29 protein-coding genes and 2 pseudogenes are annotated in these 25,285 nt (G+C 50.1%); 30 read left to right on the top strand and 1 reads right to left on the bottom strand.

Annotation, left to right across the window (positions count from 1 at the left end; genetic code table 11):
- The 10 genes from ACZ42W_RS16805 to ACZ42W_RS16760 all read left to right on the top strand — a co-directional run bounded on the left by ACZ42W_RS16805 (position 1) and on the right by ACZ42W_RS16760 (position 8,194).
- Positions 1 to 813: an AAA family ATPase gene (locus ACZ42W_RS16805; protein WP_464166415.1), complete on the top strand. Its 813-nt coding sequence runs from the start codon at positions 1 to 3 to the stop codon at positions 811 to 813.
- Positions 810 to 2,234 carry a type II/IV secretion system ATPase subunit gene (locus ACZ42W_RS16800; RefSeq protein ID WP_464166414.1) on the top strand — a complete coding sequence of 475 codons (1,425 nt, stop codon included), beginning with the start codon at positions 810 to 812 and terminating at the stop codon, positions 2,232 to 2,234. The genes ACZ42W_RS16805 and ACZ42W_RS16800 overlap by 4 nt, the downstream gene beginning before the upstream one ends.
- Positions 2,234 to 3,163: a type II secretion system F family protein gene (locus ACZ42W_RS16795; protein WP_464166413.1), complete on the top strand. Its 930-nt coding sequence runs from the start codon at positions 2,234 to 2,236 to the stop codon at positions 3,161 to 3,163. Before ACZ42W_RS16800 ends, ACZ42W_RS16795 begins: the two co-directional genes overlap by 1 nt.
- A gap of 6 nt (positions 3,164 to 3,169) precedes the next feature.
- Positions 3,170 to 4,039: a secretion protein F gene (locus ACZ42W_RS16790; RefSeq protein ID WP_464166412.1), complete on the top strand. Its 870-nt coding sequence runs from the start codon at positions 3,170 to 3,172 to the stop codon at positions 4,037 to 4,039.
- Positions 4,040 to 4,052: 13 nt separating this feature from the next.
- The gene (locus ACZ42W_RS16785) at positions 4,053 to 4,427 is read left to right on the top strand and encodes a DUF3848 domain-containing protein (RefSeq protein ID WP_464166411.1); all 375 of its coding nucleotides are present in this window, start codon (positions 4,053 to 4,055) and stop codon (positions 4,425 to 4,427) included.
- A complete protein-coding gene (locus ACZ42W_RS16780) occupies positions 4,421 to 4,816 on the top strand; it encodes a DUF4320 family protein (RefSeq protein WP_464166410.1) in 396 nt (131 codons plus the stop codon). Before ACZ42W_RS16785 ends, ACZ42W_RS16780 begins: the two co-directional genes overlap by 7 nt.
- Complete coding sequence (locus tag ACZ42W_RS16775; protein ID WP_464166409.1) at positions 4,813 to 5,364, top strand: hypothetical protein; 552 nt, start codon at positions 4,813 to 4,815, stop codon at positions 5,362 to 5,364. The genes ACZ42W_RS16780 and ACZ42W_RS16775 overlap by 4 nt, the downstream gene beginning before the upstream one ends.
- Positions 5,365 to 5,461: 97 nt before the next feature.
- The gene (locus tag ACZ42W_RS16770) at positions 5,462 to 6,001 is read left to right on the top strand and encodes a DUF6550 family protein (RefSeq protein WP_464166408.1); all 540 of its coding nucleotides are present in this window, start codon (positions 5,462 to 5,464) and stop codon (positions 5,999 to 6,001) included.
- A 69-nt stretch (positions 6,002 to 6,070) separates the two neighbouring features.
- Positions 6,071 to 7,762: a DUF8193 domain-containing protein gene (locus ACZ42W_RS16765; RefSeq protein ID WP_464171054.1), complete on the top strand. Its 1,692-nt coding sequence runs from the start codon at positions 6,071 to 6,073 to the stop codon at positions 7,760 to 7,762.
- A 90-nt stretch (positions 7,763 to 7,852) separates the two neighbouring features.
- Positions 7,853 to 8,194 (top strand): DUF3852 domain-containing protein, encoded by a 342-nt coding sequence (locus ACZ42W_RS16760; protein ID WP_464166407.1) that lies wholly within the window; start codon positions 7,853 to 7,855, stop codon positions 8,192 to 8,194.
- Positions 8,195 to 8,295: 101 nt separating this feature from the next.
- Here ACZ42W_RS16760 and ACZ42W_RS16755 read toward each other — a convergent pair whose 3' ends face one another.
- Positions 8,296 to 8,553 (bottom strand): hypothetical protein, encoded by a 258-nt coding sequence (locus ACZ42W_RS16755; protein WP_464166406.1) that lies wholly within the window; start codon positions 8,551 to 8,553, stop codon positions 8,296 to 8,298.
- Between the two features lie 148 nt (positions 8,554 to 8,701).
- On the opposite strand from ACZ42W_RS16755, the gene ACZ42W_RS16750 reads away from it, so the two are divergent.
- The 20 genes and pseudogenes from ACZ42W_RS16750 (at position 8,702) to mobL (ending at position 25,259) form a co-directional block, all read left to right on the top strand.
- A complete protein-coding gene (locus tag ACZ42W_RS16750; RefSeq protein ID WP_464166405.1) occupies positions 8,702 to 9,154 on the top strand; it encodes a hypothetical protein in 453 nt (150 codons plus the stop codon).
- Between the two features lie 71 nt (positions 9,155 to 9,225).
- Positions 9,226 to 10,128: a conjugal transfer protein TrbL family protein gene (locus ACZ42W_RS16745; RefSeq protein ID WP_464166404.1), complete on the top strand. Its 903-nt coding sequence runs from the start codon at positions 9,226 to 9,228 to the stop codon at positions 10,126 to 10,128.
- The gene (locus tag ACZ42W_RS16740) at positions 10,125 to 10,535 is read left to right on the top strand and encodes a DUF7768 domain-containing protein (RefSeq protein WP_464166403.1); all 411 of its coding nucleotides are present in this window, start codon (positions 10,125 to 10,127) and stop codon (positions 10,533 to 10,535) included. The genes ACZ42W_RS16745 and ACZ42W_RS16740 overlap by 4 nt, the downstream gene beginning before the upstream one ends.
- Before the next feature lie 85 nt (positions 10,536 to 10,620).
- Positions 10,621 to 10,822, top strand: a pseudogene (locus ACZ42W_RS16735) (DNA cytosine methyltransferase); the annotation flags it as partial.
- The gene (locus tag ACZ42W_RS16730; RefSeq protein ID WP_464166402.1) at positions 10,798 to 11,064 is read left to right on the top strand and encodes a hypothetical protein; all 267 of its coding nucleotides are present in this window, start codon (positions 10,798 to 10,800) and stop codon (positions 11,062 to 11,064) included. The pseudogene ACZ42W_RS16735 and the gene ACZ42W_RS16730, both read left to right, overlap by 25 nt.
- Positions 11,061 to 11,651, top strand: a complete 591-nt coding sequence (locus tag ACZ42W_RS16725) for a hypothetical protein (RefSeq protein ID WP_464166401.1) — start codon at positions 11,061 to 11,063, stop codon at positions 11,649 to 11,651. Before ACZ42W_RS16730 ends, ACZ42W_RS16725 begins: the two co-directional genes overlap by 4 nt.
- 121 nt (positions 11,652 to 11,772) lie before the next feature.
- Complete coding sequence (locus tag ACZ42W_RS16720; RefSeq protein WP_464171052.1) at positions 11,773 to 13,536, top strand: VirB4 family type IV secretion system protein; 1,764 nt, start codon at positions 11,773 to 11,775, stop codon at positions 13,534 to 13,536.
- 19 nt (positions 13,537 to 13,555) lie between these two features.
- Positions 13,556 to 14,608 carry an amidoligase family protein gene (locus tag ACZ42W_RS16715; protein WP_464166400.1) on the top strand — a complete coding sequence of 351 codons (1,053 nt, stop codon included), beginning with the start codon at positions 13,556 to 13,558 and terminating at the stop codon, positions 14,606 to 14,608.
- A gap of 19 nt (positions 14,609 to 14,627) precedes the next feature.
- A complete protein-coding gene (locus ACZ42W_RS16710; protein WP_464166399.1) occupies positions 14,628 to 15,131 on the top strand; it encodes a gamma-glutamylcyclotransferase family protein in 504 nt (167 codons plus the stop codon).
- Between the two features lie 6 nt (positions 15,132 to 15,137).
- Positions 15,138 to 16,283 carry a hypothetical protein gene (locus ACZ42W_RS16705; RefSeq protein WP_464166398.1) on the top strand — a complete coding sequence of 382 codons (1,146 nt, stop codon included), beginning with the start codon at positions 15,138 to 15,140 and terminating at the stop codon, positions 16,281 to 16,283.
- 5 nt (positions 16,284 to 16,288) lie between these two features.
- Positions 16,289 to 16,882 (top strand): DUF6329 domain-containing protein, encoded by a 594-nt coding sequence (locus ACZ42W_RS16700; RefSeq protein ID WP_464166397.1) that lies wholly within the window; start codon positions 16,289 to 16,291, stop codon positions 16,880 to 16,882.
- A gap of 16 nt (positions 16,883 to 16,898) precedes the next feature.
- Positions 16,899 to 17,258, top strand: a complete 360-nt coding sequence (locus ACZ42W_RS16695) for a DUF6103 family protein (RefSeq protein WP_464166396.1) — start codon at positions 16,899 to 16,901, stop codon at positions 17,256 to 17,258.
- A 25-nt stretch (positions 17,259 to 17,283) separates the two neighbouring features.
- Positions 17,284 to 18,165 carry a ParM/StbA family protein gene (locus ACZ42W_RS16690; RefSeq protein ID WP_464166395.1) on the top strand — a complete coding sequence of 294 codons (882 nt, stop codon included), beginning with the start codon at positions 17,284 to 17,286 and terminating at the stop codon, positions 18,163 to 18,165.
- A gap of 4 nt (positions 18,166 to 18,169) precedes the next feature.
- Positions 18,170 to 18,463 (top strand): plasmid segregation centromere-binding protein ParR, encoded by a 294-nt coding sequence (locus tag ACZ42W_RS16685; RefSeq protein WP_464166394.1) that lies wholly within the window; start codon positions 18,170 to 18,172, stop codon positions 18,461 to 18,463.
- A 153-nt stretch (positions 18,464 to 18,616) separates the two neighbouring features.
- Positions 18,617 to 18,988: a DUF3846 domain-containing protein gene (locus ACZ42W_RS16680; RefSeq protein WP_041272736.1), complete on the top strand. Its 372-nt coding sequence runs from the start codon at positions 18,617 to 18,619 to the stop codon at positions 18,986 to 18,988.
- A gap of 15 nt (positions 18,989 to 19,003) precedes the next feature.
- Complete coding sequence (locus ACZ42W_RS16675; protein WP_464166393.1) at positions 19,004 to 19,258, top strand: DUF6103 family protein; 255 nt, start codon at positions 19,004 to 19,006, stop codon at positions 19,256 to 19,258.
- A 419-nt stretch (positions 19,259 to 19,677) separates the two neighbouring features.
- Positions 19,678 to 20,085 (top strand): hypothetical protein, encoded by a 408-nt coding sequence (locus ACZ42W_RS16670; protein WP_075365541.1) that lies wholly within the window; start codon positions 19,678 to 19,680, stop codon positions 20,083 to 20,085.
- Between the two features lie 2 nt (positions 20,086 to 20,087).
- A pseudogene (gene mobP3 / locus ACZ42W_RS16665) lies at positions 20,088 to 20,693 on the top strand (MobP3 family relaxase); the annotation flags it as partial.
- A 607-nt stretch (positions 20,694 to 21,300) separates the two neighbouring features.
- Entirely contained in the window at positions 21,301 to 23,127 is a 1,827-nt protein-coding gene (locus ACZ42W_RS16660) for a reverse transcriptase/maturase family protein (RefSeq protein ID WP_464166392.1), read from the top strand.
- A gap of 131 nt (positions 23,128 to 23,258) precedes the next feature.
- Positions 23,259 to 25,259, top strand: coding sequence for a relaxase MobL (mobL, locus tag ACZ42W_RS16655; RefSeq protein ID WP_464166391.1), 2,001 nt, complete (start codon positions 23,259 to 23,261; stop codon positions 25,257 to 25,259).
- Positions 25,260 to 25,285: the final 26 nt, after the last annotated feature.

Genomic DNA, 25,285 nt, shown 5'->3' with positions numbered 1-25,285 from the left:
ATGCTGAACTTCATGAAACGAAGCCTTTTTACAAGAAAAGAGCCCGAAGCCATACAGGAGGAACTGGAGCAGGATGTGCAGGTGCTGGCGGTATGGGGCAGCGCCGGCAGCGGCAAGACTACTGTGAGCGTGCGCCTTGCTAAATATCTGGCAGATCAGAAAAAGAACGTGGTCTTGCTGCTGTGCGACATGACCGCGCCTATGCTGCCATGCATCTGTACGACAAGTGATCTGGAGTGTGAGCGTTCCCTCGGCAGCATTCTTGCCGCTACCCATGTGACGGATCTGCTCATCAAGCAGAACTGCGTCACCCACAAGAAGCTGGACTACCTGACCATTATCGGAATGCTCAAGGGTGAGAATGTGTTTACCTATCCGCCGTACTCCCAGGAGCTGGCGGCCGAGCTGATCGATCATCTGCGGGACGTCGCCCCGTACATTATCATTGACTGCGGCAGCGCCATTGCTCACGATATCCTGTCGGCGGTTTCGCTGCTGGAGGCTGATTCTGTAATTCGGCTGGTAAACTATGACCTGAAATCCATCAGCTACCTGTCAAGCCAGTTGCCTCTCCTGAAGGATCAGAAATGGGATGCCGACAAGCAGTATAAGGCGGCTTCCAACATCAAATCCAATCAGGCCGGAGAGCATATCGAGCAGGTATTGGGCAGCGTTGCTTTCAAGTTTCCCCATTCGGACGAGTTGGAGAATTTGGCTCTTTCGGGGAACCTGCTGGGAGACCTGATGCTCAAAGACAGCAGGAGCTTTCGTAAGGAAATCGCCAGACTCGCAAAGGAGGTGTTCGGCGTATGAGCACAAAGAACCATAACCAGGTTGAAAATATCCTGCCGCTCGCGGGAGAAAAACCGCAGACTATCACCATGACGGGCAATCAAGGCCTGTTTTTTTCATCCAATGGGGCGGACAGGGAATTCGGAACAGTACTCCATGAGGTGCAGGAGTACATCTCCAGCAAATATGCTGCGCTGATTACCGATGGAGGAACGGAGGAAGTCAAAGCCCAGATTAAACGGTATATTACGAAGTATGTTCAGGATTACCGAATCGCAGTTAGCGGCATGTCACAGGAGCAGCTGGTGGATGCTCTGTACACCGAGATGGCGGAGTTTTCATTCCTGACAAAATATATCTTCGGCGCTGGGATTGAGGAAATTGACGTCAATGCCTGGAACGATATTGAGGTGCAGTACAGCAGCGGTATCACAAAAAAGCTGGACGAGCACTTTGACAGCCCTGAGCATGCCATCAATGTGGTGCGCCGTATGCTCCATGTGTCCGGCATGGTGCTGGACAATGCCAGCCCCGCCATCCTTGGGCATCTTTCCAAAAATATCCGTATTGCGGTGCTGAAAACTCCGCTGGTAGACGAGGATGTGGGGGTATCCGCTTCAATCCGTATCGTTAACCCCCAATCCATGAAAAAAGAGGACTTCATCCGAGGCGGTACCGCTACAGGATCGATGCTGGACTTTCTGGCGGAGTGCCTCAGATACGGCATATCCGTGTGTGTGGCTGGCGCCACCAGCTCCGGCAAGACCACACTGGCGGGATGGCTTCTGACAACCATACCAGATAATAAGAGAATATTCACTATTGAAAATGGTTCCCGTGAGTTGGCGTTAGTGCGTCAGAAGGACGGAAGGGTGTGTAACAGTGTCATTCATACCCTGACCCGCATGAGTGAAAACGAGAAGCAGAACATCGATCAGGACATCCTGCTGGATATGGCTCTGCGCTTTAATCCTGAGATTATCTGTGTAGGTGAGATGCGCGGACCGGAAGCCTATGCTGCCCAGGAGTCAGCCAGAACAGGCCACACGGTGCTGACCACTATCCACTCCAACAGCTGTGAGGCCACATGGCGGCGTATGGTCACTCTGTGCAGAAGGAAATATGACATGGCAGACAACACCCTCATGGATCTGGTAACAGAGGCATTCCCCATCGTGGTGTTCTCAAAGCAGCTCGAGAACAAACAGCGGAGGCTGATGGAGATCATGGAGTGCGAGATCCTGCCGGACGGAACACGAAGCTTCCGCAGCCTATTCCAATTCCAGATTACCGAAAACCGCATAGAGGACGGAAAATTCATCATCAATGGCTGCCACAGCCCAGTACAGGGAATCTCACCAAGCCTGCAGAAGCGTTTTCTGGAAAACGGGATGCCCCAGGATACCCTGAAACAAATCCTCGCGGCGGGAGGTGCTTCCTGATGATGACAATCCTTTTAATAGCCTGTGCCGGTTTTATCACCGGTGCTTTTCTTTTACTCGGACTCTCCCCGCTGGAATTCACCGATGGGCTGTTCGGCTTTCTTACCCGTAAAAACAAAAGCATCAAGGCTGAGATCAACGAAGCTGCCCGGCGTAAAAAGCAATCCTTCCTCCGCCGGGAGATTACTGAGGTGCAGGAGATTCTCGCCATTACCGGACGAAGCTCACGCTTTTCCATGATCTGCGCTGCGTCGCTGGCGTTTTTTGCAGCAGGCGCCAGCCTTGCTGTCCTGATAGGCAACATGTTTCTGGTGCCTGTTACGGCGGTCGGCATGATGTTTATTCCCTTTTGGTACATCCGGCTGACAGCCGCGCATTACAAAAAGAACATTGCTGCAGAGCTTGAAACGGCTCTGTCCATCATCACTACGGCTTATCTGAGAAGCGAGGATATCCTGACGGCGGTGGAGGAAAGCGTCCAGTATCTTAACCCTCCTGTGCGGAGTGTATTCACCGGGTTTCTGACACAGGTGAAGCTCATTGATCCCGATCTGGACAAAGCTCTTCACAGCATGAAGCCCAAAATAGACAATGAGGTGTTCCATGAATGGTGCGACGCTATTGCCGCCTGCCAGCATGACCGCAGCCTTAAGACCACGCTGACTCCGATTGTCAGCAAGCTCTCAGACATGCGTATTGTAAACGCTGAGCTGGAATACCTGGTGTTTGAACCCCGCAAGGAATTCATCATCATGGCCCTGCTGGTGGCAGGCAATGTGCCGGTCATGTATTTTCTCAACAAGGATTGGTATCATACCCTGATGCATACGGCGGTTGGGCAAATCATCCTCGCGGTATGCGCTGCGGCGATATTTATCTCTACGGCCTTTGTCATCAGACTGACCAAGCCCATCGAATACAGGAGGTGATAGAGAATGATACAACTGTTTTTTACCGGAATTCTCCTTGCCGCAGGACTGTATTTCATACTGGCAGGCATCCTGAAACTGCCGACAATGAATACTGCCAAGGCCATGCTGAATGCGGGAAGGAAGAACAAAAAAGCCGTCAAGAGCATGGAAGCCTGGCTCATGGCAGGAGCAGTCAAGCTCTCAAAGCATATCGGAATGGATGAGTACAAGCACAGCCGGATGGCAAACATACTGAAGGCGGCTGGCATCAGCATGACGCCGGAGGTTTATTCGGCTTATGCTATTACAAAAGCCGGAGCCATACTGATGGGTGTGATTCCCTGTTTGTTTCTTCTTCCTTTGCTCTCGCCGGTGCTGATCATTCTAGCTGTTCTAACGTATTTTAAGGAGATTCGGAAGGCTGACGAGCAGCTCAAGGAAAAGAGGGAGCAGATCGAGGGAGAGCTTCCGAGGTTTGTTTCCACCATTGAGCAGACCCTGAAGGCCAGCCGTGACGTGCTGGCAATGATGGAGAACTACAAGAAGAATGTCGGTCCCGCCTTTGCCCGTGAGTTGGATGTTCTGACCGCAGATATGCGCTCGTCTTCCTACGAGGCGGCGCTGACCCGGTTTGAAGCAAGGCTCAATTCTCCCATGCTCTCCGACGTGGTCAGAGGACTTATCGGCGTCCTGAGAGGCGACGACAGCGCCGTATATTTTCAGATGCTGGCTCATGACTTCAAGGCGTTGGAGCTTCAAAGGCTCAAGAGCCAGGCGCAGAAGATCCCGCCAAAAATCAGGGTGTTCTCGTTTATCATGCTAATGTGCTTTCTCTTGACCTATCTTGTCATCATCGTCATGGAGATTTTAAGCTCCCTTGGCGGGATGTTTTAGAAGGAGGTGCGATATGGAATTTATGGATGTTAAAGCGGAGCTTTCGGAAAAGCTTGAGGCAAATTATATTTCCTTTATGCGGGAGTGGATAAAGCTGGAGCCGCTTGAGCTTATTGAAAAGGCGGAGGAAATCGCCGCCACTAGACTGGTGTACAGCGAACTGAAGGATGGCGGTTACAGTATGGATTACCTGGAATACCTGCTTCGCTTCAGGAATCCGCTGGAGGTGGTACGGGATAAGTGGATTGAGGAAAACGGCTCTGAAATGGTGCATGATGAGGACATAACACATGCACTGTGGTCGATTGCCGATAAACGGGACGCCGAACAGTACTACGAGCAGGACGAAGCCTATCTCTCACCTGAACAGGGGGTGCGGATGTGCTGAATCTGCTAAGAAGCAAACGCGGGGAGGGGTACATCGACGTAGCGGTGCTGGTGCTTTGCGTGATGCTGGTCATCGCCTTGGCAGTGAGCGTACTTCCGGTGTTCGTAACAAAAAACAAGCTGGATACCTATGCTTCTGAACTCTGCCGAGAGGCGGAGATTGCCGGGCGCGTCGGCAGCGAAACTGCCCTGCGGGCGCAGGTTCTCACCGAAAAGACAGGACTTGCCCCGAATATCTCTTGGTCAAAGACCGGAAAGTTCCAGCTCAATGAGGAATTCACTGTAACTGCAACTGTTCAGACCGACATCGGCATATTCGGCGGCTTCGGGGGCTTTCCTGTTACCCTGAAGGCGCAGGCCAGCGGCAAGAGCGAGGTGTATTGGAAATGAAATTTGGCAGATTTTGTGATATGCTTAGAAGCAAAAGGGGTACGTCCTTTCCGCTTGTTGTAGCCGTTACCCTTGCGCTCGTGATTGTTTTCTGCGGAATTTCCGAAACCATGCGGCTGATGATTGTAGCCCAGGGTGTCCGGGATGCTGTACAGTCTGCAGTTATCTCGACGATTAACGATAATTACGATAATGTTTATCACGGGATGCGGGAAGGCTACGGCGGAGCTTATCAGCCCAGCGCTTCCGACTTTGAGGAAAGCCTGGATTACGGCGAAATGTACAGCAGGCTGGACCAGCTGCTGGGACTGCGAAAAGAAAACGGCTATCACGTGAAATATGCTGGAGACGACATAGAATTTAGACTATACGGTCTTTCTGTTGACCTTGACAATATGCCCCTTGCTCCAGTGAGTCCCGATAGTTCCAGAGGCCTGCTGGCCGATGCGGTCATAAGGCTGGAGGTTCCGGTATCTTTTGGCGGAAAAACCCTACCGCCCATGGTGATCAATCTCAGGGTGCAGGCCAAATATATGCCGATATTTTAACGTTTTCTGATTGGCAATAGACTTTTGAAATCTTATGTAGTATGGTGTGTCATTGAAAAGACATATCAACCTTTTATACGAAGGAGGTATCCTAGAAATGAAACTGACAGACAAAGCAAAAAAGCGAATCACCGTTGCCGGACTCGGCGTGGTGTGCATCGTCCTTGTTATAGCGATTTCCTTGCAGTTTAAAACGGAGGTGCCCAAAGCCGTAACGGTTCAGCCATCTTCCACGGTATCGAACGTAGTCACCCCAATCATCCCGTCTGCGGAGCCAAGCAGAGCTCCGGAGGTAACCGTCGCGCCCATCGACCCGACAGCGGCTTCCGCTCAATCCACAGATACCGTAGATTCCACGGGTACGAAGCAGAGCATACAGGCAGAGATTACCAAGCCCTCACAACCGCCACAGGATGTATTGACCGATCCGACCAAAACTCCGAACGGAGAAAAAGTTAACGATGCAAAAAAGCCGGAGAGCAGTACATCGTCTTCAACGCCGAAATCTGGAGATAAGAGAGACGGTAAAATCTATGTTCCCGGCTTCGGATGGATTGATGATAACGGTGGTGGAGGTTCGGGAACAACTGCCGGAGATATGTACGAAAACGGAAACAAGATCGGGAATATGGACTGAGCAATTTAATAAGCAGGGGCAAAGAACACAGCAGAGATGCTGTGTTCTTTGCATAGTAAGGAGGTTTTCATGAAACGGACACTCAGCATTTTCCTTTTGCTTGTGCTTATGCTTTCTTTGCTTCCGCCTGTTACAGCCCGTGCCGAGGGAGAAGGCAACATAGATAACGGTGGCGGAGGAATAGGCGACGGTACAAGCACGGATTACTGGAATCCCGGTGATGAAGGCGTGAGAGTGACAGTCATTCGGGCGAGCGACCATGCGGTTGTGACTACGTCTATTGACCTTACAAACAAACATCCCATGATTTCTGTAAACTTTAAAAAGGTATGTAAAATCTCATATACCGGAGGACTTGCTCTTTCACCGGACACGAATGCATACGGTTATATTAATCCATCGCAACCTCTACCAAAAATCATAGGCACATCAGGCGGCAACGCTAATATTGAAGCAATCAAAAGTTATTTTACAGACGAGCAGGTCATACGAAGCATCGCAAACATTATTAGAATGGATTTTAATGTTCTGACAAACGGTCAATATCGTCTGCTCCTTGAACCCATTGCATATATATCCTTTGGCGGAATCAAGTACGCTATGACAGCTACCGAAGCAGCGCTTTTTGACCGTCAACTGAACGGCGGCCTGAGGAGCAAGATGGCTGCGCTTTGCCATAAGAACCTGCCGTTAGCGATGTTCCTGGAAACACCTGATCTCGGCTACCCGGCATGGGATAGCTCTACGAACATAACTGCATCTAATGCGGATATTATCTCATCCCTCGGACTTGGCATTGTACGCTTCAATGAAGCGGAGCCGGAGCCTCAGGAGGTTACATCAGGCGATTATGAGTACAGGGTTAATACCGAGGTTATCACATCGGTGACTGTTCGGGGAGGACAGGCAGATCCGGATCATCCAGTTACAGTGAGGTTCACAATTGGCGGTCAAACCTATACAGTTAGCAATGTGTATTATCCGGAGGGCGACAGTCAGCTAGCGTGGGTTCGTTGGAAGACTCCGGCAACTCCGCAGACTATGACAATTCATGTGTCGGTGTCAGGCGGAGGTTCGGCAAGCCAAAGTACTATTACAGCAAGTATTGTGGATCTCTCCGGAAACAATCCTCCAAATCCAGTGGCTGATGACCGGAACGATGCCTATTCCGTAGCCGCTGCACCCAACAAAGCGCAAAAAACCTCGGCGTCTTGGGGTGTATGGCGTCCGTGGTGGCATGCCTATTGGATATGGCACGGAACAGATGAGGATGGTTATTGGTGCGATCACGGATGGTGGGAGTTTGACTGGCTTTCATATTCCGCCAGCCTTTCAGCTGCCATGAGTGTGGTTCCGGATGCAAAAGCACCGACTGCATACGGCAAGTACATGAAAAGCGGGTACGGAATCAATCAGACCGTAACCGCAAATGTCAGCACCAACCAGTCTTCTGCAGTAACCGATGCGCAAACAGCTGTAACCTATTTTCCCGAATTCCGATATGAAACCTACTGGCGGCTGCTTGAACGCACACAATCTGGTTACAGCTCAAAATTTGAGTTTGCATCCAACAAATACTCGACATATAAGCGTCGGACACACTTTACACCTATATGGTTTCCTGACGGAAGCTACATGCCATACACCTGGCTCATCGATTGCTGGACGCCGGATGGTATGCTTTCCATGAACCTCACAGATTCGGTGACTATTAGGGGAAGCCTTTGGGATGACTGGCACATCGCTCCGGTAAAGCCTTAACAACAGAAAAAGTAACAGGACCGCAGGGCAAATAGTCGCTTTGCGGTCTTTTTGCATGCAAAAAAATCAAATAAAAAGGTGGTTATCCTCATGAAACTAAAAAGAATCCTGCCTGTTCTCCTCGTGGTCTTGTTGCTGGGTTTAGCGTTCTGTACGACTGCTTACGCTGCACCGCCTACAGGCGACGTGGCCGGAGCAATTGAAAGCACCTGGAACGACGCCTCTAGTCAAATCAAGACTGTGGTTAACAAGGTGGTGTTCCCTGCTATTGACTTAATTCTTGCTGTGTTTTTTTTCGCAAAATTGGGTACGGCCTACTTTGATTATCGCAAGCACGGACAGTTTGAGTGGGCTGCGCCTGCGATCCTGTTCGCTTGCCTTGTGTTCACCCTGACCGCACCGCTATACATCTGGCAAATACTTGGAATGTAAAAAACAAAGAGCCGTTGCATCAAGTTTGGATGTAATGGCTTAATTTTGAATTAGTTAGATTTTCTCTGGTAGAGGAATTCAAACTGTGGCATAGGGCGTTCTCAATTCATGTTGTTTTTTTCGATTATGCTATGTTTTTTTGTTGTTTTCGTTTCAACGATAGTTCCATTAGGATATTGTGTTGCACTGTACTTAGACTCACCATTGTTAGTTTCTACTTTAAGCACTTTTCTATAAGTGTCTGTAACGCGTGCAGACAATTTATCTCCTGGATTTTGTATGGCAGAAAGAGGGTTTGGGACATTTGAGATTTCGTCTTTTTTATCATAAGCAGCTACAGAATTTAGCTTTTTACTCATTCAAATTTCCTCCAAACATATTAATTAGTCTCACTAGTGTAGAAGTCAATGACAATTTTTCAAAAATATTTTGTCCGACAATACAAAATAATTTTACTACAGTAAAAAAAGCCTTTCAAGTAACCAACTAACGATAGGGAGGTGAAAAATGAATTACTTTGAACAGGAGCTGCGCAGGCTGTTTGGAAATGACGCGAATATCACTTATAAAAGGTTTGTCGGTAGAGCTTACTTCGGCAAGCTTACTGACAACCTTCGTGTAAGAGTTGAATTCGTTACTCTGGGTAGGGCAGATCATTACGAGGCAATCAAAGCCACTATTATAAACCGTGACGACGGTCCGGTGGACGCGCTCGCACTGCGATTGTCCGACCTGATCGGCAAGAAAATGGTCAGCAACCCAAACTTCAGGGATGGCATCGCCCCGTATATATGGAAGTACGGGGACAAAATCGAGTGGTATGTCTACAAGCCGACAAAAGCGGACTACGATCAAATCTCCGGAGCTCTTAACGATTACTTTAACGTATTCCGGGAATCTACGCAGGAAATGGAACAGTCGGGGCAGAGCGAAAGCGGTCTGACAATGCAAGGCATGTAAACAAAAAAGTTTCCGGGAGCTTGTGAAATGACAGGCTCCTTATTTTTTTATCCGAAAGGAGGTGACCGCCCATGTTTATATGGGATTTCGTCGCCGAAACCGTGCTGGGGCAGATTATCGAGTGGTTCTACGGACAGACTATCGGCTTCCTCGGCAACTTCTTTGCCGAGATGGGCAGCATGGGAGCCGACCTGTTCGAGATGAGCTGGGTTAAGTCCATTATCCTATTTTTTGTTTATCTAGCTTGGGCGCTTTACGTCACAGGGCTGGTAGTATCGGCCTTTGAATGCGGCATCGAGTACCAATCCGGCCGGGGCAGCATCAAGGATGCAGCCATGAACGCCATCAAGGGATTTATGGCTGTCAGCCTGTTCTCAGTCGTGCCGGTGGAGCTATATAAATTATCCATCTCCCTGCAAAGCAGCCTGACTGCAGGAATCACCGGCTTTGACACCGATATCGGTACAGTTGCTTCCAGCATCATAACCGAGCTGAGTGCAGCCGGCAGCCTTGAAAACGCAGGCAGTACTAATGTTTTCGGCTTCGGAGCCATCACCAGCCCGATTATGATTCTTTTTGTCCTTATCCTCATGGGATATGCGGTAATCAAGGTGTTTTTCGCCAACCTGAAAAGAGGCGGAATCTTGCTCATCCAGATTGCCGTGGGTTCACTGTACATGTTTTCTGTCCCGCGCGGCTATCTTGATGGTTTTGTCAGCTGGTGCAAGCAGATTGTCGGCCTGTGTCTGACCGCTTTTCTGCAGTCCACCATCCTCATTGCAGGACTCATGGTGGTTAGGGATCATGCCCTGCTAGGGCTTGGGCTGATGCTGTCGGCCGGAGAGATTCCCCGCATCGCGGGAGCCTTCGGATTAGACACCAGCACCAAGACCAACCTCATGAGCGCAGCCTATACGGCACAGACAGCCGTAAACATGACAAGAACCGTAGTAAAGGCGGTGGGTGCGAAATGAAGCTGGTATATATCTGTTCCCCTTTTGCGGGGGACATAGAAAGCAATGTCCGATTTGCCAGAGCCGCCTGTCTCTATGCTGCTAATCAGGGCTATGCTCCTGTCGCCGTCCACCTGTTATACCCACAAATATTGGATGACAACATACCGACCCAGAGAGAAATCGGCATCCGGATTGGGCTGCGGGTAATGGCCTCCTGTGATGAGCTAAGGATCTGCGGTTCGCGTATCAGCCACGGCATGAGCTGTGAAATCACTGAGGCAGAACGGATTGGCATCCCTGTCAGAAGCCTGTCAACAGAACAGATACAAGGAGGATGTCACATGAAGCAAATGCCATACGATGCTATAGAAAGAGAAATAATGCCGGAAGAAAAGCCTTCCCCTGACATGAAGCTGCAGCTATGATCGTATCGCTGTCCCTCGGAAGCCTGTTTGACGGAATCTGCGGATTCCCGCTGGCAGGCGTCCGACAAGGTTTCATCCCTGCATACTTGAATGTGAAAGGCTTCAGGGCTTTCCCGACTACTGGACGGACATCCCCGGAGCCTCGGACAGCGCGCAAGATACAAAACTCTCGGCAACAGCGTAGCGATTCCCTGTGTGGAGCATGTGCTCAGGGGAATTGCATATTTTTTGCAAAAATTTTATGAAGAATAGGGGAATCCGAATGTACATCTATCCCGACAACCTGAAATCCAAGGCGGTGCTGTGGCTGTGGCAGCTCAGGGATATCGGCGTAATCGGCGTTGGCCTTTTGCTTTCTGTGTTTGGGCTTGCGCAGCTGAAGCTCCTGCCGCCCATTGTCATCACGGCTCTATATGCTTTCCTTACCATCCGGTTTGACGATACCAGCATTCTTGACTTTATAAAATATGCCTGCGCTTTCTTTATAACGAAACAGCAGACCTATGAATGGGGGTACGGAAGGCAATGAACAGAAAAGAAAAAAAGACGGTAAGGCAAAAGCAATATACCCGTCAGCTCATCAATACAAAAGAAATAACTGAATACAGCCTTCTGACCTACAGGGGCGATGAATTGGTGTATTTCATCATCAAGCCTACCAATATCTCCGTCCTGTCTGAGGAAAGTGTGTCCGCACGGATTTATGCGTTGATGACCGTCCTTAAAGGAATGGCGGAGTTAGAATTTCTGTGTTTGAACAGCCGTGAAAACTTCGAGGACAACAAGCAGTTCCTGAAAAGACGCATGGAACAGGAAAGCAATCCTGCCGTCCGAACGCTTCTGGAGCATGACTTAAGCCACCTTGACCGGATACAGGTACAGATGGCAACTGCCAGAGAATTTCTCGTGGTTATCCGGTTAAAGGGCGAAAAGAAGAAAGAGGTGCGCCCTTATCTGAACCGAATTGAAAAAACATTACGGGAGCAGGGCTTCTCTGCCAAGCGAGCTGAGCGCGAGGACATAAAAAGCATGCTGGCAATCTATTTTGAGCAGAACGTCACTACCGAAAGGTTCGAGGACTTCGACGGAGAGCGTTGGTCTATTCTGAATGAGTAAAATTCTAAACCGGACGTACTGTGTTTATCTTATATCAGAAAAGGAAGTGAACCCTTTGGCACATCAAAGCAAGGTGAAAGAGGCGCAGGAAGAGGATGTCCGTGTTCAGGAATTCCTCGACATGATCGCACCCGGTATTATCAAATTCAACACCGACCACTTTATCTGCGGTAATACCTACCGCTCTGTATGGGCGCTGCGCGAGTACCCAACCGCCACAGATGAACAGGCAATCCTGCGGCATCTTGGGGAGAAGGACGGAGTGACACTGCACATCTATACCCGGCATGTAAGTCCTGTCGAGGAACGAAAAATCATCTCAAACGCCGCCAACAAGAACAGGATGCAGCGAAGCGGCACCCAGGACCTGCAGCAGACGGTAACGGCGGAAAGCAATCTGCAGGATGTGGCAACCATTATAACTCAGATGCACCGGAGCAAGGAGCCTCTGCTTCATGCGGCTGTTTACATTGAATTGTCTGCACATGATCCCGATCAGCTCAAGCTCCTGCAGACCGAGGTACTGACAGAACTGGTACGAAGCAAGCTAAACGTGGACAGATTACTGCTCCGTCAGCAGCAGGGATTTCTGTCGGTCATACCCTCCGGCTGGAATGTGTTCGGCGATCAGTTTGAACGGGTGCTGCCCGCAAGCTCGGTCGCCAATCTCTATCCCTTCAATTACAGCGGCAAGACAGATCCAAACGGCTTCTATCTTGGCAGGGATAAATTCGGAAGCAATATCCTCGTGGATTTCAACCAGCGCGCTGACGATAAGACCAACGCCAACATCCTCATCCTTGGCAACTCCGGACAGGGCAAGAGCTATCTGTTAAAGCTCATTCTCTGCAATCTCAGGGAATCCGGCATGAAGATCATCTGCCTCGACCCTGAGATGGAGTTTGAGGATCTCACCAACAACCTCGGTGGCTGCTTCGTCGACCTGATGACCGGAGAGTACATCATCAATGTTCTGGAACCAAAGACCTGGGATGAAATTGGTGATCCGAAGGACACCGAAGCACCCCAGGCGTTCCGGCAGACCAGCAAGCTCAGTCAGCATATCAGCTTTCTTAAGGACTTTTTCCGAGCCTACAAGGATTTCGATGACCGCCAGATCGACACCATCGAGATCATGCTGAGCAAGCTATACAACAAATGGTGTATCACCGATCACAGCAATTTTGATCGATTAAAGCCTGCGGATTATCCCATACTGTCCGACCTGTACGAGTTGATTGAAACTGAATATAAGGAATTCGACGTGGAAAAACGCCAGCTATATACAGCAGAAACCCTGCGGGAAATATGCCTCGGACTCCACTCCCTGTGTAAGGGCGCGGAGTCTAAATTCTTTAACGGACACACCAACATCATAAGCAGCGAGTTCGTAACTTTTGGCGTCAAGGGGCTTCTGCAGGCTAGTAAAAACCTGAGAAACGCCCTGCTGTTCAACGTACTGTCCTACATGAGCAATGAACTTCTCACCACAGGCAATACTGCCGCCAGCATCGATGAGTTTTATCTGTTCCTTTCCAATCTGACTGCCGTGGAGTACGTCAGGAACTTCATGAAGCGTGTCCGCAAAAAGGATTCGGCGGTTATCCTCTCCAGTCAGAACCTTGAGGATTTCAATATCGATGGTATACGGGAGTATACCAAGCCGCTGTTTTCTATACCGGCCCACGCTTTTCTGTTCAACGCAGGCAATATCGACAAGCGGTTCTATATGGACACCCTCCAGCTGGAGGAATCGGAATACAACCTAATCCGCTATCCCCAGCGTGGCGTTTGTCTGTATAAATGCGGAAACGAACGATACAATCTCATGGTTCAGGCTCCGGAACACAAGGCAAAGCTCTTCGGAAAGGCAGGTGGCCGATAGTGGGAGGCGGTGATATGACATGGACATAAAGGAGCAGCGCTTCGGCATTGAGATTGAAATGACAGGACTATCCCGTCAGCGTGCCGCACAGGTGCTGTCGGAATACTTCGGACGGCCTGCCAATTTTGACGGAGGATATTACGGTGAATATTCCGTGCTGGACAGCCAGAGCCGCCGTTGGAAGGTCATGAGCGACGGCAGCATAAAAACAGAAAAGAAAGAAGGACGTCAGATTGTATCGGCAGATAACACCTACAGCGTGGAGCTGGTCAGTCCCATCTGCCGCTATGAGGACATCGAAACCATACAGGGGATTGTTCGCAAGCTTCGGCAGGCTGGAATGATTGCAAACAAGTCCTGTGGCATCCACATCCACCTGGATGCCTCGCCGCACAACGCCAACACCCTGCGAAATATCACCAACATCATGGCCTCTAAGGAGGATCTGATCTACAAGGCCATGCAGGTGGAGGTGGCAAGGGAGCGGCAATATTGCAAGAAGGTGGAGCAGAGCTTTCTTGATGAAATCAACCGTAAAAAGCCGAAAAACCTGAACGAGGTCAGCCGTATCTGGTACAACGGAGGTGACGGTCACCGCGAGCATTACCACAACAGCCGGTACCACTGCCTGAACCTGCACAGTGTGTTCCAGAAGGGTACTATCGAGTTCCGGCTCTTTAATTCCACCACTCACGCAGGCAAGATCAAGGCATACATCCAGTTGTGCTTAGCCATCTCCGCGCAGGCTCTCAACCAGCGGTGCGCCAGCCGCCAGAAAACCCGAAGCACCAACGAGAAATATACTTTCCGAACTTGGCTTCTGCGGCTGGGGCTTATCGGGGACGAATTCAAAACAGCACGGCTTCATCTGCTGGAGCATCTAGACGGCTGTATTGCCTGGAAGGACCCGGCGCAGGCCCTTCAGCAAAAGGAACGGTTAAGGCAGAAAAAAGAAAAGGAGCTGGCTGAGGCGGCACAAGAAAGGGCGTTACCGCAGGAGCAGACAACTGAAAACGAACAGGAACAGGCCGGGGTGATGTACGAAAGCCCCGGCCTTTCCATGTCAATATAGCAAGGAGGAATGAAGAAAAATGAAATCCGAAACCCTTTACATCGCCTACGGCAGCAACCTCAATCTGCCGCAGATGGCATTACGCTGCCCGACCGCAAAGGTAGTCGGCGCCAGCGAGATCAAGGATTATGAGCTGCTGTTCCGGGGCGGACGGAAAAGCTCCGTCGCAACCGTGGAGCCTCTTAAGGGCTCCAGCGTTCCTGTTCTTCTGTGGAAGCTGAAGGAACGTGACCTGCAGTCGCTCGACCGCTATGAGGGATTTCCGTCTTTCTACCGTAAGGAGATTCTTGAAGTGGAACTGAGAGGCAAGACTGTTCCCGCCATGGTCTACATCATGAATGACGGACATCCCTTCGGATCGCCCTCAGATTATTACCTAAACACCATACTAGAGGGCTACCAATCGGCAGGCTTTGACACCGAATTTTTGGAGCAGGCCGTGGAGAAATCCATCCGTCTGGCGAGAGAGCAGCAGGAACGGGAACCGGATCAGGGCACGCTGTTCGACCTGAAATGGTGGTGATGTACCTTGGCAGCTCCCGCAGCAATTACTCTTGCGGTCAAGGCCGCCGTCGCTCTCGCCACCGACAAACGGACGTGGAAAGCGGTAGGAGTGGTGGTCGCCTCTATATTGACGCCCATCATCCTGATCGTTGTGATGATCTCCAGCATCCTCTTGGCAGGCTCTGACCACAACAAAGCCGCCATAGATCTGTCCTTCAACGGAGGCAGAATCCCTGCTGCCATGCCCGCCGAATATGCGTCGCACATCAGCAATATGAGCGAATGTTTAGGTGTTCTGGATGAAGCAATATCCGAGGCTGAAGCCCAGATGGAAGATGGCGCCTTGGACAACATCCGTATCAAATCCATTTTTTATTCTCTGTATTTCGGTACTGAAAATCTGTCTTTGTCCGCATCTGAAGCCCGCGCCTTTGTCGATTGCTTCGTAGCCTATGAGGACGACGCTGCAGTGCCGGTCGGCCTGAACGCCGCATATGAAAAGCTGTCCCTGTCAGGTGAAACGGTTAACAGCGAGGTCAAAACCAACGCTCAGAAAATCTATGAGCGAATGGCGTTCGGCGGCGCGGGCACGTTCACCGGAGAGATTGAACGCGGCGGTACAGGAAGTGCCCTACTGGATATCTCCTCGTTCACAGTTCCGGCGACGAAGAACAATCTGGATTTGGTCACCTATGCCGAGCAAGCCTTTAACTCTGGATGGGGCTATGTGTGGGGTACATACGGCGATGTCCTCACAGAAACTCTGTTCAGCTCCAAGCTGGGGCAGTACCCTGACGGCGTGGGTAATTACGAAAGCTTCATCCGCGACAACTGGCTCGGAGGCAGGACGACGGACTGCGTTGGCCTGATCAAAGGCTACGGCTGGCTTGATCCAAACACCATGGAAATCGAGTACGATACCAACGGCATGCCGGATATCAGCGCGGACAGTATGTATAAAAGCGCAGCGGTTTCAGGCTCCATGGATACCATGCCTGACGTCCCAGGTCTTGCTGTTTGGAAGTCTGGACATATCGGAATATATGTCGGAAACGGCAAGGTTATCGAAGCCATGGGCACAAAATATGGTGTCGTCAAAACAAATCTCGCTGACCGTTCGTGGTCTGCGTGGCTCAAAATTCCTTACATCAACTACAGTATAGGAGAGTGAAAATCATGCTTAATCTGCAGGCAATCTTTGCAAGGAAGGCTGACGATTATCCCGTATGGGACTGTGTAATCGAAAAAATCGTCGAGCTTCCGGAAGCCGAATACAAGTATTTCAAATCCGCTCCACTCCGGGATATGCCCTTTATTGCCGAGAATACAGATCTCATGCACCGGGATGAAAACGGGGTATTCCACTGTCTGCTAGTGCTGGGTGAGGAATCATCTGACGGCATCCTGATCGAATCGGAGGGATACAATTACGCCCGGTACTCCAGCTTTATGCCGGGAGCGCGTGAATTTGTAAACGTGCGACTGAACCAACTGGCTGACCAAATAATCCGTGAGAGTACGCAAAACACCTCCAACGGAACATGGTCAATTTACTTTGACGAGATATTGGAGCGATATCATGTTCCCGTTTCGCAAAATAACGGCGTCGGCTCCGTGCTCGAAGAAATTCTTGAAGCAAGGCCGGAGCTGGCGGAGCTTGAGCCGATGGAGGACGGCTTCGACATGGTTTTCTATCTGGATTATTGTCCGAATCTCGACAAAAACGAGATACCGGAACCCGAACCGCCTGCAATGCAGATGAATTTATAAAGGAGGAAATCATACTATGAGAACAACCGAATTAAAGATCCTCTTCCCTTCGGAGAGGCTGGACGCCCTCCGTTTTTTCATGGAGAAAAAGGATCAGACCGTAGAGCAGGAACTGAAGGATTACCTCAACAAGACCTATGAGCGTCTGGTTCCTGCCAATGTCCGCGAGTATGTGGAAAGTCGTTTGGAGCCGGAAACGACTCAGGAACAGACAGCGGAAACCCAATCGAATCCTTCTCCGAGAGAGCGCCAGCCACGTACCTCCCGCCGACAGCGGGAACAGGCTGCGGCAGAAGTACTTCCCTCTCCGGAGGCTCAGTCAGAAGCTGAAGCCCCTGTCGAGGAAGAAGCCCAGGGCATGACCATGAGCATGTAAACCGCAGAAAGAAGAGGTGCTGATTATGATAAAGCTTGGTGTGGACAACGGAAACTACAACACCAAATCCTCGGATGGAATGCTTTATGCCTCCGGGTATGCCGCAAGTGACAAAGAATTTATTGTGCCGGAGATGCAGCTCTTTTTCGAGGGCAAGTATTACGCCGTCGGTGAGCGTCGTCTGCGTTTTCAGCAGGACAAGACCAGGGAGCCGGATACATTTATTTTGACACTCCCGGCAATTGCGGACGCTATGAAAAAGGCAGGGACAACCAATGCTGAAATCGCCCTTGGCGTAGGGCTGCCCATCGACAGCTACGGCACACAGAAGGAAGCCTTCAGGCGATATTTTCTGCGTGACAACATATCATTCCGGTTCGATGGGACATTCTACCGCTGCCGAATTGCGGAATGCAAGGTGTTCGCACAGGGACATGCGGCGCTGTGCAGGTATTATCCGCAGCTTAAGGATTACCGAAGCATAACGCTGGTGGACATCGGCGGTTATACGGTGGATATTCTTACGCTTCATGATTTCCGGCTTGACAGATCAAGTTGTGCCAGTCTCCGCATGGGTACCATTACCCTATACAGCCGGATTCAGGATACGCTCCAGCGCAGTGACATTCTCCTGTCAGATGGGCTCATCACGGATGCTATACGCGGGGAGATCCAGCATACCGACAGCAAGTTAATTGGGGCTGTTGTAGAGCAGACCGTGACCGCCTATTGCAAGGAGCTGTTCAATGCGCTCCGTGAACGCGGATTGGATATGCGGCTCCCCACAGTGTTTGCGGGCGGCGGCGCTGAGCTGCTGGAACCCAGGCTGCATGAAAACAGCCTGAATACGGTGGCGGTGCTGAACCGGTTCGCCAACGCGGACGGCTACAAGCTCCTGATGGGGTGAGCCTATGTCCGAGCGAAAAAGATATTATTTATCCTTCGATATGGACAACCCAAGGCACCGGGAGGCAGAGGCACTGTTTGCACGGCAGGCCAGCAGACAGCGCACTGAATATGTGGTCAACAGCATTCTGACGGCACATCAGTCGGAAATTCTGGAGCGGATTGTACGGCAAGCAATCAGGGACGAACTAAGAAATGCTGCGCCGCAGCTTCAACTCAGACTGCCGGGGGAAACGGACACTGATGTTCAGCTGTCCGATCTGCCCGGCAGTCTGATCCATGCGTTGGAGGAATTGTAACCATGTTGGCTCACTTTCCTGTCTTCCTTTAACGGAGGAGTGGAAAATACACCAACATGGCTCACTTTTCCACAAACAACAGCCTGTGCAGCAGGAGCAGCCAGAAGAGCCGGAGGAAACCCAAGATATGACAAGAGTATGTAGGAGGCGAACATGGAGAAAACGATCAAAGTGATAATGGTGGAACCGATGAAGGAACCCTATCCTGCTGAAGTTGAAAACACTTTGGAAGGATTGCAGAAGGCGGTTGGAGGATATATTGAAACGGTATATCTGGATGATTATGTTGTTCTGGTTTGCAATGAAGAGGGAAAGCTGATCGGGCTTCCTGGCAACCGTTCTCTTGGAAACGACATCATTGCCGGTACATTTTTTGTGGTTGGCAGCAATGATGATGGGGATTTTGTGTCGCTGACTGAGGATAAAATCCGGCAGTACAGTGATCGATTTCAAAAGACGGAAACCTTTACCCAGGAACAGGTGGAGGATGCTTCCGTTATATTTTCATTAGATTTTAGCAAATGAAAGGAGTAAAGCTGCATGAAAGAAGCTACTGTACAGATCAGCTTTGAAGCTGAAAAGCTTCGTGCCATACACCAGTACATGAAGGACGAAACAGAACTGCAGGCTGAACTGGATACATTGCTGCAAACACTGTATGAGAAGCACGTTCCCGCTCCTGTCCGGGAGTACATCGAAGGTCGGGATAATAGCGTGATGGACGCCCCTAAACGCAGCACACGCCCGGCAGCTCCTGCAGGACATAGTAGTACAGTTGCAGACAGCGATGAATAACAACCTGCAAACGGGATGTTACCGCCTGTGTGCCCCTGTGTCGCGTTTTGACGGCAGGGGTGGCATCGTAACACCTGTGTGCAGGATAATACCCCATGTTGAGGCTATGTAAATGAATTCGAGGAAAGACGGAAACAATCTCGGTAGTATGCCTAATAACCACCAATTTGAGGGGTGAACCATGGGGTCGAAAACCATGCAGGTTAAAGGCAGGTGGTCGCTTTGCGACCTCCTGCCACCTGACACCGCCCCGCAACGCGGGTCGGAGAGGTTCGGGTAGGTACACCTGAAAAGAGGTTTGGTCACCTTTCAGGTGGTCGGAATCTTCTTAAAAATTGATGTAAGCAAAGTAAATAAAGGCTTTTCCGGGGTACACCCGACAGGTGGTTCCGGAGAATTTCAGACAAGGAGGACTCACTATGACTGAAGAAACCAAAGACCGCATCCCGCTCTGGCTTTACCCCAGCACGATTGAATGTATGGATGCACTCTTAGAAATGGATAACTGCAAAAGCAGGAGCGAATTCATTGAAAAGGCTGTCCGGTTTTATAGCGGGTACATTGCAGCTGAGAAGGGCGTAATGTTTTTACCGACTGCTATCACATCGGCAATGTCCGGTATTGTCAACACCTTGGAAAACCGCATGGCGCGTCTTATCTTCAAGCTGGCTGTGGAGATGTCCATGATGATGAACATCCTGGCGTCCACTGCGGAGGTGGATGAAAACACACTGCACCGATTGCGCGGAAAGTGCGTTGCCGATGTTAAGAAATCCATCGGCTCTGTGACCTTCGAGGATGTAACTAAATTCCAAAAGGGTGAATAGTCATGCCGAGGATTGTTTTCAAATGTCGGTATTTAAAAAACTCAGCGGTGCATCTGGAGAATCTCGTGGAGTATGTGGCGACGCGGGATGGCGTGGAGAAAATCTCTCCCGCCTCCCGTGACAATCCCGCCACGCAGAAACAGGAGATGCTCATCTCAGACATCCTCGCTCAGTTTCCGGATGCGGCGGATCTGTTTGAGTACGAGGACTATATCAAACAGTCCACCGTCAAAAACGCTTCGGAATTCATCAGTGCCGCGCTGGATCAGAACATGGATCAGCTGTCATACAGCCAAGTCTATGCCAATTACATCGCTACCCGTCCACGCGCTGAAAAGCTGGGAACCCACGGGCTGTTCTCTGATGAGGAAACGCCGTTGATGTTGTCAAAGGTGATGGAGGAAGTCGGGGAACACACAGGTAATGTGTGGACGCCCATCATTTCTCTGCGGCGGGAGGACGCCGCCCGATTGGGATATGACAATGCTGCTGCGTGGATGGCACTCATCCGCAAACAGCGGAATATCTTTGCCGAGCAGATGAAGATCGCTCCGGAAAACCTGCGCTGGTATGCAGCATTTCATAACGAAGGGCATCATCCTCACTGTGTGCGTCCGGAAGTAACGTAGGTCAGTTGCGTTACGCGGGACTGTTAGAAATCTGCCTTGAGCAAGCAGCAGGAAAAATATCAAGCGGTTCAATCCGCAACCTGTCATCCCCCGACTTATCCAAAAGGGAAACCGGATGGGGAGTGTAGCATGTTGGAGTATGCGGGGCATTCGAGCTTCACGGATGCTGGCGCAAAGGGATGAAAAATTGAGTACAAGGATGAAAGCTGAATTGCCTGAACGATAGTCAGAGGTTGGGCACAGGGTGACCCCCGACGTATGGAAGCTAAACTCGTCGGTACCATAGCAGGTATGCGTGGCATGTGGTATATCTGCGGGATATTTATGGCAGACCAGCCGCAGGAAAGCGGAAAATGACGAAAGTCGCATCCGACAACTCAATACGCTTATGTTTTAACAGTTCTAACCGGAGATTGCCTAAGGCGAAACGCCGTGCAAGCGGCTATGAATGCTATGAGAAAAGCGGTTCTGAATATTCGCTATGGTAACACAGTCCCCATAGTAGTCTGCGACGGTAGCGCCGTTCACATGGCGAAGGGGGACAGTTCAACTTCAATATTTCTATAGGAAAGGTGCGTGAGGCACTATGAGAAATCCCGTATGGATATTGAAAAGCTTAGAAGAAAAAGCCTGTGACAGGGATTACAGGTACAAAAGGTTATACCGAAACCTGTATAATCCCGACTTCTATCTGCTTGCCTACCAAAACATCGCAAAATCACAGGGAAGTATGACGCCCGGAGCAGATGGAATGACTCTTGATGGAATGGACGAAGCGCGCATAAACCGAATCATCGCTTCGCTCAAAGACCACAGCTACAAACCGAATCCTGCCCGGCGTGAGTATATCGCAAAGAAAAACAGCACAAAGAAGCGTCCCCTTGGAATTCCGTCAACGGACGACAAGCTGGTGCAGGAAATCATCCGAATGATTCTGGAAGCAATCTATGAGCCGGGATTCTCCAAGCACTCTCATGGATTCAGGCCAAAACGCAGTTGCCACACAGCGCTATCGGAAATCCAGAACACCTTTACAGGGGTAAAATGGATGATTGAGGGCGACATCAAGGCGTGCTTTGACTGCTTCGACCATCATGTGTTAATCGAACTACTCAGGCGGCGTATTCACGACGAATACTTTATCAGCCTGATGTGGAAATTCCTCAAAGCCGGATATATGGAGCAATGGGTATATCACACAACCTATTCCGGCACACCGCAAGGCTCCGGAATGAGTCCGATTCTGGCAAACATCTACCTTTCAGAATTGGACAACTTTATGGAGCAATATAAGGTGAAGTTTAACGTTGGCGGCAAAGACCGTCGCGAAACAAAGGAATATTCACGCATAAATGGAACACATGAGCGTCTGCGGAAAAAGTACCGCCGCCTGAAAGACACGCTCCCAGTCGAAGAACGAAAGGCTCTTGCAAAGCAACTGCGCTCTGTCCAGCTCCAAAAACTTCAGACCCCGTTGTATCCGGTGAAAGACGATGCCTATAAGCGGCTTCAATATAACCGTTACGCGGATGATTTTGTCGTCGGCATTATCGGTTCAAAGGAGGACGCGGAAAAGGTAAGGGCAGATATTAAACTGTTCTTACAGGACAGCCTGAAGCTAACCCTATCGGAGGAAAAGACCAAGATTACACATTCCGCCGAGGAAATAAGATACTTAGGGTACGATATTTCCGTACTCAGGGATATGAGCTTCACCCGGACGGCAAACGGACAGCTCCAACGGCTCTGGTATGGCAGAGTCAAGCTCAGCATGCCCCATGAAAAATGGTTCGATAAGCTGTTGGAGTACAGAGCGTTCAGAATTCTAAAGGATGAAAACGGTAAGGAACGGTGGAGGACGTTACATCGAGGGAACCTGACAAGCAGACCAGACATTGAAATCATCAGCAAATTCAATTCAGAAATCAGAGGGATTTACAACTTTTACAGAATGGCGCAGAACGTGAGCACATTGGACAAATTCTACAACATTATGAAAAGCAGTATGTTCAAGACCTTTGCCAATAAGTATCGTACCACCGTCAATAAAATCAAAAAAGCTTACATCAAAGATGGTACCTTCTGTGTTGACTACCAATCCAAAGACGGGGAAAAACGGTGCGAACTGTATCATGATGGTTTTGCAAGGAAAAAGGACGATATGCTTGCCTATGTGGATATTCTGCCGCAGTACAAAAAGTACGATAAGCCGAATAGCCTCGCGGGGCGGCTTAAAAGCAAAACCTGCGAGTTGTGTGGTGAAAAGTCAGAACATCTGATAATGCACCATGTAAAGCGGCTGAAAGATTTATCCGAATCTATACCCTCTGAAAAACTGATGATGGAAAAAAGCAGAAAATCACTGGCGCTCTGCGCGGACTGCTTCAAAAAGGTACAGGCCAGAATACTCTAATGCTATAGTTGAACGGAGAGCCGGATACGCTGAAAAGTGTCCGTCCGGTTCGGGAGGGGGCATGACCGAAACCGCTGGTGAAATCCAGTATGGCGCGGTTATGCCTACCTTATCATATGCTGGTTTACTCGGTGAATCCACGTGAGGGGTATGTCACCAAGCCAGCCTTAGAAAAGATGCGGAGTAGTCTGGCAAAGGAAATCTTTCAGCAGGATCTCATTCAGATATATTCCGAGCAGACCGCACAGAGAAATACGCTTGCCGAACAGAGCCGTGAAGCCCTGAAAGAAATCATTGGCAGAATGAGCGGCGGCATGTGTGATAACGAAACCATTGAGTCTTTGCTCTCGCATCTGGCAGAGCGTCTTAGGCACACATCCGGGAAAAAGCAATACGGCTATCTCAAGTCGCCCTTGAAAGCAGTCGTGGATCAGATTGTGGATGAACTGGCGAAGGATGTGCGGGTAGCGGAAGCCTATGCAAAATGGCAGGAGCTTCGCAACGAAGTGCTGCGCACATATAAGGATAAGCTCCCTGATCCCCTTCCTCTCTCTCAGCAAAAAGAGTTTAAGCACATTAGAAATATGGTGATCGCGGAAACCGTGAATATCGGCGGTCATCATTTCACCTTCGAGGGCGATGAGTTAGCAGAGGATTTACAAGAAGTAGTAGAATACGAACCCCTGTTGTTGGAGGATGAATATCTGCCGGTCATGGATGAAGCGCCGGATAACGATGAGGCTGATAACATCAATCCGCATATCGAATGGAGTGATCGCTACTGGAGGGCTCGTGCCTTCCTTTACGGCAGCGATGAAATGGAGCCTGACTTTGAGCAGGCCCTCCGTTTGTTTTTGGAGGAAGCCGAATGCGGCAACGCTCTCGCCATGCATGACCTCGGCAGGATGTACGCTGACGGGCTTGGCGTCAGTATGGACGCAGATATCGCATTTACTTGGTACGATAAAGCCTTCACCGCATTCATGGACATTGAGGCAAACAAGAAAAGCCAGTATGTGGAATACCGCATCGGTAAAATGCATGCGGCGGGGCTTGGCACAGATCAGGTCTATGAGGAAGCGGCCGGATGGTTTGAAATGGCGGCTTCACGAAATTACAAGTATGCCCAATATTCTCTTGCCGGTTTGTACTACCGGGGGCAGGGCGTAGAGCAGGACTACGAAATGGCATTCCGGCTCTACAGTAAATCTGCAGCAAAGCGTGTTCCGTATGCCTGTTACGAGCTGGCGAAGATGTATCGGGACGGTATCGGTACGGAGAAGGGTGCCGAAGAAGCGGAGCTGAATTTTGAAGAAGCCTTTTACGGCTTTAAGCGACTGGAAGAAAAAAGCCATGACGATAAGCTCCAATACCGCCTCGGGCAGATGATCTACACCGGAACCGGAACAGAAAAGGATGTGGAAGCGGCCATCGGATATTTTGAAAAGGCTGCCCGGCTCGGTAACGTCCATGCACAGTACATGCTGGGTAAGATTTACCTCGATTCGGACAGTGGTCACAAAAATTCGGAGGAGGCTGTCCTGTGGCTGACTAAGGCTTCGGATAGCGGTAACAGCATGGCACAGTATACCTTGGGCAAGCTCTACCGTGACGGAAGTCATGTGGAGAAGGATTCGGTGAAAGCGGTAGAGCTGTTCACGAAAGCAGCAGAGCAGAACAATTCATTCGCTCAGTATCAGCTCGGTAAGCTCTATCTGATAGGAGAGGGTATTCAAAAGGATGTGAAAACAGCTGTCGAATGGCTGACTGCATCTGCTGAGCAAGGCAATCAATATGCGCAATATGCTCTCGGCAAGCTGTTTCTTATTGGAGAAGAAGTCCCCCGTGACCGGGAAGCCGCAGTGCGCTGGTTCACCTTGTCTGCTGAACAGGGTAATGTCTATGCGCGGTATTTCCTCGACCATATGAACTTTTTAAGCAAACCCTTTCTGACTCTTGCAGTTACAAGGCTCCTGCACCAATTGAGCCGGATTTTTCGGGACGAGCAGAAAAGGCTTTCCGGCGCTCCAGGCATGCAGACAGACAGCAAGCTCCGACGTAAGATACGCGAAAAGAAAATTGCCCAAGGTCATGCTCCGGACGATCATGAGCTCAGGCATACAACCTATTAATGCAAAGGGAGGGTTTCCATGCAAAA

The sequence above is a fragment of the Desulfitobacterium elongatum genome (assembly GCF_055378975.1).
Note: the sequence above shows the minus strand (reverse complement) of the source record. Positions and strands in the feature narration are given on the sequence as shown.

Excerpts from the sequence above, each read along its gene's own strand:
- ACZ42W_RS16805 (WP_464166415.1), top strand. The coding sequence starts at position 1 with ATGCTGAACTTCATGAAACGAAGCCTTTTTACAAGAAAAGAGCCCGAA.
- ACZ42W_RS16800 (WP_464166414.1), top strand. The coding sequence starts at position 810 with ATGAGCACAAAGAACCATAACCAGGTTGAAAATATCCTGCCGCTCGCG.
- ACZ42W_RS16795 (WP_464166413.1), top strand. The coding sequence starts at position 2,234 with ATGATGACAATCCTTTTAATAGCCTGTGCCGGTTTTATCACCGGTGCT.
- ACZ42W_RS16790 (WP_464166412.1), top strand. The coding sequence starts at position 3,170 with ATGATACAACTGTTTTTTACCGGAATTCTCCTTGCCGCAGGACTGTAT.
- ACZ42W_RS16785 (WP_464166411.1), top strand. The coding sequence starts at position 4,053 with ATGGAATTTATGGATGTTAAAGCGGAGCTTTCGGAAAAGCTTGAGGCA.
- ACZ42W_RS16775 (WP_464166409.1), top strand. The coding sequence starts at position 4,813 with ATGAAATTTGGCAGATTTTGTGATATGCTTAGAAGCAAAAGGGGTACG.
- ACZ42W_RS16770 (WP_464166408.1), top strand. The coding sequence starts at position 5,462 with ATGAAACTGACAGACAAAGCAAAAAAGCGAATCACCGTTGCCGGACTC.
- ACZ42W_RS16765 (WP_464171054.1), top strand. The coding sequence starts at position 6,071 with ATGAAACGGACACTCAGCATTTTCCTTTTGCTTGTGCTTATGCTTTCT.
- ACZ42W_RS16760 (WP_464166407.1), top strand. The coding sequence starts at position 7,853 with ATGAAACTAAAAAGAATCCTGCCTGTTCTCCTCGTGGTCTTGTTGCTG.
- ACZ42W_RS16755 (WP_464166406.1), bottom strand. The coding sequence starts at position 8,553 with ATGAGTAAAAAGCTAAATTCTGTAGCTGCTTATGATAAAAAAGACGAA.
- ACZ42W_RS16750 (WP_464166405.1), top strand. The coding sequence starts at position 8,702 with ATGAATTACTTTGAACAGGAGCTGCGCAGGCTGTTTGGAAATGACGCG.
- ACZ42W_RS16745 (WP_464166404.1), top strand. The coding sequence starts at position 9,226 with ATGTTTATATGGGATTTCGTCGCCGAAACCGTGCTGGGGCAGATTATC.
- ACZ42W_RS16740 (WP_464166403.1), top strand. The coding sequence starts at position 10,125 with ATGAAGCTGGTATATATCTGTTCCCCTTTTGCGGGGGACATAGAAAGC.
- ACZ42W_RS16730 (WP_464166402.1), top strand. The coding sequence starts at position 10,798 with ATGTACATCTATCCCGACAACCTGAAATCCAAGGCGGTGCTGTGGCTG.
- ACZ42W_RS16725 (WP_464166401.1), top strand. The coding sequence starts at position 11,061 with ATGAACAGAAAAGAAAAAAAGACGGTAAGGCAAAAGCAATATACCCGT.
- ACZ42W_RS16720 (WP_464171052.1), top strand. The coding sequence starts at position 11,773 with ATGATCGCACCCGGTATTATCAAATTCAACACCGACCACTTTATCTGC.
- ACZ42W_RS16715 (WP_464166400.1), top strand. The coding sequence starts at position 13,556 with ATGGACATAAAGGAGCAGCGCTTCGGCATTGAGATTGAAATGACAGGA.
- ACZ42W_RS16710 (WP_464166399.1), top strand. The coding sequence starts at position 14,628 with ATGAAATCCGAAACCCTTTACATCGCCTACGGCAGCAACCTCAATCTG.
- ACZ42W_RS16700 (WP_464166397.1), top strand. The coding sequence starts at position 16,289 with ATGCTTAATCTGCAGGCAATCTTTGCAAGGAAGGCTGACGATTATCCC.
- ACZ42W_RS16695 (WP_464166396.1), top strand. The coding sequence starts at position 16,899 with ATGAGAACAACCGAATTAAAGATCCTCTTCCCTTCGGAGAGGCTGGAC.
- ACZ42W_RS16690 (WP_464166395.1), top strand. The coding sequence starts at position 17,284 with ATGATAAAGCTTGGTGTGGACAACGGAAACTACAACACCAAATCCTCG.
- ACZ42W_RS16685 (WP_464166394.1), top strand. The coding sequence starts at position 18,170 with ATGTCCGAGCGAAAAAGATATTATTTATCCTTCGATATGGACAACCCA.
- ACZ42W_RS16680 (WP_041272736.1), top strand. The coding sequence starts at position 18,617 with ATGGAGAAAACGATCAAAGTGATAATGGTGGAACCGATGAAGGAACCC.
- ACZ42W_RS16675 (WP_464166393.1), top strand. The coding sequence starts at position 19,004 with ATGAAAGAAGCTACTGTACAGATCAGCTTTGAAGCTGAAAAGCTTCGT.
- ACZ42W_RS16670 (WP_075365541.1), top strand. The coding sequence starts at position 19,678 with ATGACTGAAGAAACCAAAGACCGCATCCCGCTCTGGCTTTACCCCAGC.
- ACZ42W_RS16660 (WP_464166392.1), top strand. The coding sequence starts at position 21,301 with ATGAGAAATCCCGTATGGATATTGAAAAGCTTAGAAGAAAAAGCCTGT.